General features: G+C 49.1%; 7 protein-coding genes. 5 read left to right on the top strand and 2 right to left on the bottom strand.

Annotated features, from left to right (window positions below; translation table 11 throughout):
- A partial coding sequence (locus OEM52_11460; GenBank protein MDK9700752.1) for a hypothetical protein occupies positions 1-1,270 on the top strand: 1,270 nt, incomplete at its 5' end.
- A gap of 83 nt (positions 1,271-1,353) precedes the next feature.
- Here the strand turns inward: OEM52_11460 and OEM52_11455 are convergent.
- Positions 1,354-2,721 (bottom strand): MmgE/PrpD family protein, encoded by a 1,368-nt coding sequence (locus OEM52_11455; GenBank protein MDK9700751.1) that lies wholly within the window; start codon positions 2,719-2,721, stop codon positions 1,354-1,356.
- 162 nt (positions 2,722-2,883) lie between these two features.
- Here OEM52_11455 and OEM52_11450 point away from each other — a divergent pair, with 162 nt between their 5' ends.
- From OEM52_11450 to OEM52_11435, 4 genes are all read left to right on the top strand, one after another.
- Positions 2,884-4,248, top strand: a complete 1,365-nt coding sequence (locus OEM52_11450; GenBank protein ID MDK9700750.1) for an insulinase family protein — start codon at positions 2,884-2,886, stop codon at positions 4,246-4,248.
- Positions 4,248-5,654 carry an insulinase family protein gene (locus OEM52_11445; GenBank protein ID MDK9700749.1) on the top strand — a complete coding sequence of 469 codons (1,407 nt, stop codon included), beginning with the start codon at positions 4,248-4,250 and terminating at the stop codon, positions 5,652-5,654. The genes OEM52_11450 and OEM52_11445 overlap by 1 nt, the downstream gene beginning before the upstream one ends.
- 23 nt (positions 5,655-5,677) lie before the next feature.
- Complete coding sequence (locus OEM52_11440; protein MDK9700748.1) at positions 5,678-6,223, top strand: hypothetical protein; 546 nt, start codon at positions 5,678-5,680, stop codon at positions 6,221-6,223.
- A gap of 121 nt (positions 6,224-6,344) precedes the next feature.
- The gene (locus tag OEM52_11435) at positions 6,345-7,331 is read left to right on the top strand and encodes a hypothetical protein (protein ID MDK9700747.1); all 987 of its coding nucleotides are present in this window, start codon (positions 6,345-6,347) and stop codon (positions 7,329-7,331) included.
- Here the strand turns inward: OEM52_11435 and OEM52_11430 are convergent.
- Complete coding sequence (locus OEM52_11430) at positions 7,317-9,173, bottom strand: hypothetical protein (protein MDK9700746.1); 1,857 nt, start codon at positions 9,171-9,173, stop codon at positions 7,317-7,319. The genes OEM52_11435 and OEM52_11430 overlap by 15 nt on opposite strands.
- Positions 9,174-9,502: the final 329 nt, after the last annotated feature.

Genomic DNA, 9,502 nt, shown 5'->3' with positions numbered 1-9,502 from the left:
ACAGAAACTGTACTTGCGCATCGCCGATGAGTTGTACTTGAAGCGGCTTATCGTTGGCGGGATGCCGCGCGTATACGAAGTGTCCAAAGACTTTCGAAACGAAGGGGTCGACCGTTTCCACTCGCCTGAATTCACGATGCTCGAATTCTATTGGGCGTTCGCCGATTACAACGATGCGGCGAATCTACTGGAGGAAATGGTTTCCTACATCGCACAGGAAGTAAACGGCTCAACAAAAATTCCCTTCAACGACAGCGAAATCGAGTTAGCCGGCCCGTGGGCGCGAAAGAAGTTTTTCGATTTGTTGCAGGAAGCAACCGGCAAGGATTTGAAGCGTGCCGATGAGACGCAGCTGATTGCCGTCATGCGCGAGCGTTCGATCCCGGTACCGCCGCAAGCCGGGGTAGGAAAACTGCTCGACGAAATTTTCGGTGAATTGGTCGAACCGAATTTAATTCAACCAACGATTGTGATGGACTATCCGTTGTCGCTGTCACCGCTCGCCCGCCGCCATCGCGACGATCCGGAATTGGTCGAACGGTTTGAAGTAATCGTCGGAGGAAAAGAGCTGGCGAATAGTTTCAGCGAATTGAACGATCCCGACGATCAACGCGGCCGCTTTGAAGGACAACGCACCAACCGCGCCCGTGGCGATCTCGAAGCGCAACCGATGGACGAAGACTACCTCTTCGCCCTCGAATGCGGAATGCCGCCGACCGCTGGTCTTGGAATGGGAATCGACCGGTTGTGCATGTGGCTGCTCAATCAACCGACGATTCGCGACGTCGTATTATTCCCGGCATTACGTCCCGACGAACACGAAGTTGCGCTCCGGCAATACAAAGTGGAATTTGCGTTGCGGCTCGACGCTGCCCGGCAGGAAGAATTCGCCGATGGCGACTACGACATTGAGGATCCCGAAACCCATGCGAAGTATGCGACGTTGCGATTAGGCGAGAAACTAATCCGCCGCGGCTTGACTCCCGTTGGAGAAGAACCGCCCGGAGCGCCTGCCGATGCGGTTCAGCGAATGTTCCGCAGTTTAGCGCCCGGTATGCGAATTGCGCTGATGTTGTGGGAACGGAATGCGGCAAGCGACGCTGTACGCGAAGTTCGCTTGCTGGAATTTGTCGACGCCAGCGAACAAAAATATCGCTTCATCCAAATGGATGTCGATCCCGATGTCCTGGATGCTTTGGCGGGTGAACTAGAACGCCGCGATCCGAAAGTGTGCAACCACTTGGGCTATGGAGCGGAAACCGCCGAGTAAATGAACACATAATCGTTAAAAAGAACAAGGGGCGTATGATTACTACGCCCCTTTTCTTTGTATCAGAACTTGCGATGAATCGACTACACAACCAGTTTCTTCATCACTTCCCGGATCGAATACCGCTCGGCTTCAAAAATCATTTGTTTGATTTCCGCTTGACGTTCGCTCGAAAGCAAACTCGCCGAGAGCGAATTGAATTTAATCTCAATGTCATCCGTCGTCATCGGTTCGCGGGGATCGCCTTTCGGATACTCGAGGTAGACCGAGTGTGACTTACCGTCCTTCGTTTTGATTGTAACTCGCGATGGTTGTTTTGCCGGGAACATCTGTTCAAACTCGATGCTCGCATCGCCGCGGATTTTGTGAATCACATCTTTTAATTTCGGATCGTGTATTTTCTCCTCGCTGAACGATTGAGTAGTGATTTTTCGGTCGAGAATCGCGCGGGCGATGCAATACGGCAGCGAGTGATCGGCGGTTTCGCGGGATTCCGGTTCGTACTTGTGCGAGTCGAAGAGAATATCGCAAGCGCGGGCAATCGTCGTTACGATAACCTCGTCGATATCTTCCGGCTTGATGTCGTTCTCTTTGACAACTTTTAGCGTAGCTGTGATATGGGTATGAGTAAGCGCTTCGGTGGGGAATGCTTTCATGCCGCATTCGAGAATCTTGTACTTTTCGCCAAAATTGCCTACCAACGCTTCGACATTCCAATCGGGACCGAAGACATCCATGAATCCTTCTTTACCTTCGAAGACCGCTTCGGTACCGGTATAACCTCGCTGCGCCATCAGTGCGGCAAACACACCCGCTTGCGTAGCCATCGGATCGACGGTGTTTTTCATCATTGTCAATTTGCCGGCGGTGGGGCAACCGATGGTGTGACTGTGACTGCCAGAGATGCCGATGGCATGCACCATCTGGTCTTCGGTCAGACCCAACAATTTCCCGGCGACAATTGGCGACACGAACTGGGTAAGTGTCGCATGGTGCCACTTCCGCTCGCGGACACCCGGTACTGCAAATTCGCATAGCCGCTGTTCAAACTCGTAGGCAAGAACGATGGCGACGATGACGTCCTTCATCGAAGCATTCACCAATTCACCGACCGACAAAGCGGCCGGAATAATATCGGAGGGGTGGGAGGGGTCTTCTCGCCAATAAATATCGTTGAAGTCGAGGGCGCGAATCATGAGCGAATTGATCAGCGTCGCATTCACTGCCGGCATCGTATCGCCGTAACCAAGAATGGTCGCTTCACCGGTTCCCCCCATCGTCCGGTACAAGTCAAGCAAAATTTTTACATCTTTGGTGTGATAGCCACCGTACGAACAACCAACGGAGTCGTAGATATAACGTTTCACTTCGTTAACAACTTCTGAAGGAAGGTCTTCGTATCGTAACTGAAGAGCGAAACGGGCTAATTGCCGGGATATCGAAACGTTCATAGGTTCCCTTTACATAAATGACTTTCGGAAAACGACTTAAAAAGATAACGATTTTGCCGCGACAGGAAAAACGTTTGCTGATGTTAGTCTTGTGCGGTATTTTACACAAAATATTACGAGAATTCGTTATTCACGTTAATACATTTCCCAAGGGAAGGATTTGTGACACAACCTCAACGACCGACGCTGTCATCAGCCAAGACTGGAACAAAACCAAGAAAACTGCATTGGGAAGCTGGCGACACGCTAAAAGCGCTCCAAAATCGGGTCGAACGCTATCGATTACGAAATGGACTTACGGTATTGCTAATTCCCGATCATACCACCCCTATCGTTACGACGCAGTTCTGGGTAAAAACCGGCAGCCGGAACGAACGTCCCGGAATTACTGGCATCAGCCATCTATTTGAACACATGATGTTTCGCGGATCGCTCAAGTATGGACCCGAAGAACACGCCAACATTGTTAAACGAAATGGTGGTTTGCTGAACGCTTATACGTTTTACGATCACACCGTATACTTTGAAACCATGACGAGCGATAAACTCGAATTGGCAATACATCTGGAAGCGGAACGATTTGCCAATCTTCGCATCGATCCAAAAGTTTTATCGGATGAGAAGAAAGTGGTGGCGGAGGAGCGGTTGCGCCGGTACGACAATTCTTTAGGCGGCTCAACCACCGAACAGATCCTTATCAATAGTTTTCGCTCGTCGCCTTATTCGTGGCCGGTTATCGGTTGGATGCACGATATAAAGAATTACTCGCTCGATGATGTACAGGAATACTACCGGCTGCGTTATGCACCGAATAATGTGGTCGCAGTGATATCCGGTGATTTCACCTCGGCGCAAGCTCTGAAGTTGTTGCGCAAGTACTGGGGAAAGATTCCCGCCCAACCAACGCCGCCACAGCCGTATATGCAAGAGATTACGCAACGTGGTGAGCGAAGAATTACACACAAATTCCCTTCGGAGCTGCCAAGTGTTTCGATTACGTTCAAGATTCCGCCATTGACTCATTCCGATCTTCCTGCTGTACTGATATTGTCGGATATCTTGGGTAAGGGTGAATCGAGTCGGCTGTATCAACGATTGGTGTATCGGGATCGCACCGCCCGTAACGCTTATGCAAGTTGTTTGTCGCTCGTCGGTCAGGGGCTGATGTTCGTCGAAGCCGGGTTGCAACCGGGAATTGAACTGCCGCAAGCCGAAGCAGCGATCTGGGAAGAAATCGAGCGGATCCAGCGCGAAGGGGTATCGGAGCCTGAGCTGGAAAAAGCCCGTAACTATTATGCGGCAAGCAGTCTACGGCAGCTCACGACTACTTCGGGGTTAGGTACACTGCTTGGTTTGTACGAAAACGATACTGGCGATTACCGGAATGCGTTCAAGAAATTTGAACAACTTGAACGGGTAACGCTTGCTGACATTCAACGCTGTGCCAAATCGTATCTCGACCACGATCAATCGGTGATCGTTCAGGTGTTTCCCAACCATAGTGCGGAGAAGGGGGCAAATCAGTAATGGCTACCCGAAACAAAACAACACGCTCAACCCGTACACTGGATGTTGTTCCCAAGTTTCTCCCGAAGAAATGGTATGATACTTCCCCGTTGCATCTCCCCGATTTCGATCAGTTCACTTTGAATTGCGGAATGCATGTGTTGGTAATGCCACGGCGGGAAGTGCCGGTCTGGGATGCCATGTTTATCAATCCTCAAGGCACATTGCTGGATCCCGCCAATGCGAGTGGCTGCCTATCATTAGCTGCCGACATTGTGCGCGATGGTGTTGTCCTTCAGGGCAATCCAATTGGCAAAAGTGAGTTCTCACAACGCATCGAGCAAAAAGGCGCTTCGCTCTATACCAGTGCTGGATACTATCGCAATATCGTTGGAGTGCGCGGTTTATCGAAACATCGGTTTGAGTTGATGGAGTATCTTGCTGCAGTCATTCAAAACCCGCTTTTCCTTCCGGAAGAGTGTGAGCGTGAGCGGCAGTTATTGCTTGCCCAATTTGCTACTAAGTACGATTCACCCGATTGGCATACATCCGATGCTTTCCGGAAATTCATCTATGGCGATCACCCACTCGGACATCCGGAAGAAGGCACCCGCGAATCGATAGCGCTGGCAACCAATGAGATGTTACAAGCGCATTGGCAGCATATTACCGATGTATCAAAATGTTACCTCGTCGTTACCGGCGATTGTAGCGTGAACGAGTGGCGCTCGGTGTTGAATGAGTTATTTATCAACGGTAATTCACCACACGATCTATCAGCGCTAACTGAGCCGCAAACTGTCAGTGACGGTATCCGTGCGCAAGTATTGCATCGGGCGAATGCGAAGCAGGCGACCATTGGTGTAGGACATCGCGGTATCTCACGCAAACACCCCGACTATTATGCTTTACAGGTACTCGAACAGATTTTGTTTAATGGAATGTCGAGCCGTTTCTTTAAAATTATCCGGGCGAAGCACGGATTAACATACGGTATCGGCGGGAGTTTTGGTCGAGAATTTGGCGAGTCGCCGTTTATGATAAGTACAGCCACTGCCACTGAAACGACTCATAAGATGATTTCCTGTATCATCGAAATCATCGAGGAGTTTCAACAGCGTGGCGCGACCGACAAAGAGTTGTTCGATACGAAATCGTATCTCTGCGGCAGCTATCCATTATTTTTTGAGACGACTACGGCGGCGGCTTCCGAAATCACCATCAACTTCTCGCACGGCTTGCCGTTGGAAAGTGTAACCAACTATCGAGCGAAAATCGATCAAGTTACGAAAGCTGATCTGTTGCGAGTAGCGCGGGAACACGTCCGTTGGAACGAATTGCGCATCGTTATCGATGGCGTTGCCGAAGAGATTGTTCCGCAACTTGAAAAATGCAAGAAACCGATGGCAATTTCAGTGAAGAAGTAAGTTTATCAAGAGAGGGGAAGACAATGCAAACATTAGTAGTTTTTGTATTAATGGCTGCGATGAGTTTCGTAACCTTCGCACAAACGGAAACCGAAGCGAAGGTGATTTCGTTTAAGAAATTGCAGGAGTATCTGCCAACCGCAGCGCCCGACGGTTTCACCCGCTCAAAACCGACGGGTACGACTGCCAACGCGATGGGTTACGCGGTATCAGAAGCAACCGTAAACTTCGTGAAACCGGAACAGGATACAATTCCGGAGATTACGTTAACGGCAAAAATCATCGATATGAGCACAATGCAGTATGCTGCTTTAGCCAGTGTTGCATTGGTTGACTTTGAGCAGGAAACCGAAACCGGATACGAAAAAACGGTTAAGATAAAGAGTTGGCGTGGCATCGAGCGGGTAAACCACGATGCAAAATCGTGTGAACTTACTTTGTTTTCCGCGAATCGGTTTGTGATTACGCTGGAGTCTTCCAATACTGATGAATTGAAACCGTTGTATAAATTGCTCGATGGAATTGATATCGTGAAACTGGAGAAACTCGCCGCCGAAAACAGTCAGTAGCAAGGCAATTTGAATATCAAGAGAGGTGGCCTTAGGTCACCTCTTTTTTGTTTTCTTGAATTTCTATAAAATGAGTAGTAGCTTACCTTACATCACTATTCTTCATAACAAGAGGCGTGTCATGTCCGATGAATCCTCAATTGATCATACTCCCGCAACGGAAACGAATCCGATAGCTAAACCAAAACTACCACGCAAATGGCTCTTGATTTCTTCGTTGCTGGTAACGCTGCTGTGCGGAGTCGTGTACATTCTGCTTAGCATCAACACCGGTGTTTCGATGGTAGTTAATATGATGACGCCGTACCGGGAAGCGAACATCCAAGCGATTCTCGCGATGGGCGATATTGCGAATCGTCCCTACGAACGGATTGTCTCGGTGTTAGAGGTCTATGGTAGAGTGTACGCCCGCACCAATAACGATAAAGCAGTTTTGGATTCGCTTTCGAGAGTCGATGGGGTAGCCGGCGTTGTGTTATCGCTACCGAATACCGCGCAACTTAGTCGCGGATTGTCGATGCACCCCCGCGATTCGCTCCGGAGTTGGTTCCAGAGTTATGAGCAGAAAAGTAAACTCGATTGGATTACCCGCCGGGCAACCTTTCACCAATTCATCGAAAATGGAAAACCGCATTACGGCATATCGATTGCATTCGACAAGAATGGTGAACGCATCAAGCACGATTCGACAAGAAGCAAACCGGAACCAGTTGCGTTTTCGATTACGGTGACGATCTTACCGGATTGGATTCGCAACACGTTACAGAAGACGATGGAGCGCGCGCTTGTTCGTGAACAATTTCTATCATTCTGGAATTTAGAGGGGAAGACTGGCACGCGGGGATTAGGGTTTGTTGCAACCGCCGATACAACGGATACGCTTTGGTGGCACGGCGCGCATCCGCCGCGAGGCAAGCTGAAATGGTATCAAGCTGTTGGCGACTGGAATTGGCCCGGCAACCCGTGGTACTTCGCCCGCACGTATTGCTATATGCAAGGTTTTCAAGCGGGAATGAAGCGTACCCGCCTCGTTACTGGTACGCTCTCGTTATTAGGAATTCTTAGCATCGCAGGTTCAATTTATCTCTATCGGTCACGGCGCTCGTGACGTTACTGGGGTGCCATTCACCGCGGTGATGCGATAATATTGCTCGAGTTCGACAACCGTTTCGGAGTAGGTTGTTACACTACCCAACGATGTTAACAGCGTACTCTCGCTTGGCACGAAATAGGGATTAATAGAACGATACACATTATAACCAATGGCGCTGGTTACAGCTTCCCATGAGATTGTGATACTTCCATTCTCGTAACCGACATTACTCACAACCGGCGCATCGGGCGGCAGCAATACGCTTTCTTCATCCGCTCCTAAATCCGGAGCGACCAACGAGCGGACATCGCCATCGATGTCGATTGCCGCCCAGCCAAGCGGCGTCGCGATGTTTTCAAGCGGTGAGGCAACATTGTCTGCGATATGCAAATCACCTGCTGCTTCGCTGGCAAACATGGGATCAGCAGAGATCGAACTCATATCAAGACCACCCGAACCGATCTGCCACTCTGCCAATGTTAAATAGTTTGCTCCTCGATATCCGGTATAGCCATTCCCTGAATTTTGTACAAAGATATCGTTGTAATCGCAAGTGATTGCTGTTGAACCAGGTGCATATATTCCAAAATGACGGGCGGTCGTCTGATTTGCCGTGCGATTGACGAGGACGTTGTTGTTAACGGTTGCGGGTCCCGACAAGATATATAAACAGGTATTCGAGCCGCCGATAGTAATTGGATTCAACATCACCGAATTGTACGCGATGTAACACATCGCACCACCTGATGTTCCGGCTGTACAAAGAATACCGTTGATTCGCATATTTGTCTGTTCGGTAGTGCGCGATTGGTTTAAATTAGACACGAAGTTGTTATACACCCGCACTTCATTCGCACCGGATGGCGGTGAAACAAAAATACCGTAGACAGTTGCGGTAGTCGTTGTAGTGGAATTGTTGCGAATATTATTAATCCGGTTGTTGTTGATATAATTTTCGGTGGTGTACAAATTCGAGGCGTAAATTCCGTTAACCGATGAACCGCTGTTCGTAGCAGTGATATTGCGGATATCGCAGTCGTGGATGCGAAGACCTTCGACGTTGGTCGCATAAATGCCATAACAATTGGTTGAGTTAGCGCCACCCATATCCTCATCGGCGAAGCCGCCCACTTGGAACCGGTTACTAAAATCGAGCCCCATTTCCGTACTGCCAATTTCGATATTGGCGTCGTGGTAGGTGGCATTCCCGACACAGTAAACCCCGTTGAAGCTATTCGTTATTTGGAGATTCAAATAGCGATTATCGCGATTCGAGCCCTCAATTGAAGTTGGCGTCACTGCAGGATTTTGATATACTCCTACTGTCGCCGCCGTTGCCAGCCGGTAAGTTGAGATAGCCGCATTTTGAATAGTGATGTGCGATGAACCAACCACACCATTATCGGTTGAGCTGTTCGTTATGTGGTAACCATACTCGACATAATTGTCGGTAGTCGTACCGGCATTCTGCACGTCAATGCCAATGAATGTTATGTATTGGCAACTAATAATGCGTACGACCGCATCGGCAAGATTAGTGCCGGTTGCAGCAATTGTCACCGTTCCCGATTCCCGTTGGAAAGCAATCGGAGTGTCGAAGGAGCCATTGATACTGGAAAGTGTTACCACCTCATTGTACGTTCCCGGGCGGACGAGAAACGTTACACCACCCATCCCGACTCCGCGCGAAGCTAAATCTGATACAGCAGTGGTGAAGGTAGCATAATCCGGTGCAGTTCCCCCGATTGTCTTGTTGCCGGTTAACGGTTGAGCCAGCGTTGATCCAGACAAACTAAGTAGTAGGGCTACAAATGCAATAACACCCGTTACGTCTAATATTTTGTGAGACAGTATCATTTCATTCTCCCAATCGGATTGTTGTACCTTCACAAAGGTAGCGAATCTTATCGGTTAGTAAAACCACTCAAAGCCATCTTTACAAATCTGCCCATGTGAAGAAACATCCAGATCCATGATGATGCTTTGAAATGAATATATGTGCGTTTGTGTTAACACGATTAGCTATTGTGGGTAATCTGTTTCGCATTCAAGCTCGATTTAAAAGCGCCGTTGAATGGGTTTCTGTGAGCTTTGGTAACGACCCGAAGAGTCGGTAACGTTGAATGAACGATATCTGTTCTTACGAATCAGCCGATACTTAGTTTGTATCGGATTAATAATCCGAT

The organism is bacterium, assembly GCA_030247525.1.
GTDB lineage: Bacteria > Electryoneota > JAOADG01 > JAOADG01 > JAOADG01 > JAOTSC01.
The sequence above is the reverse complement of the archived record's forward strand: the minus strand, read 5'-3'. Positions and strand labels throughout refer to the sequence as shown.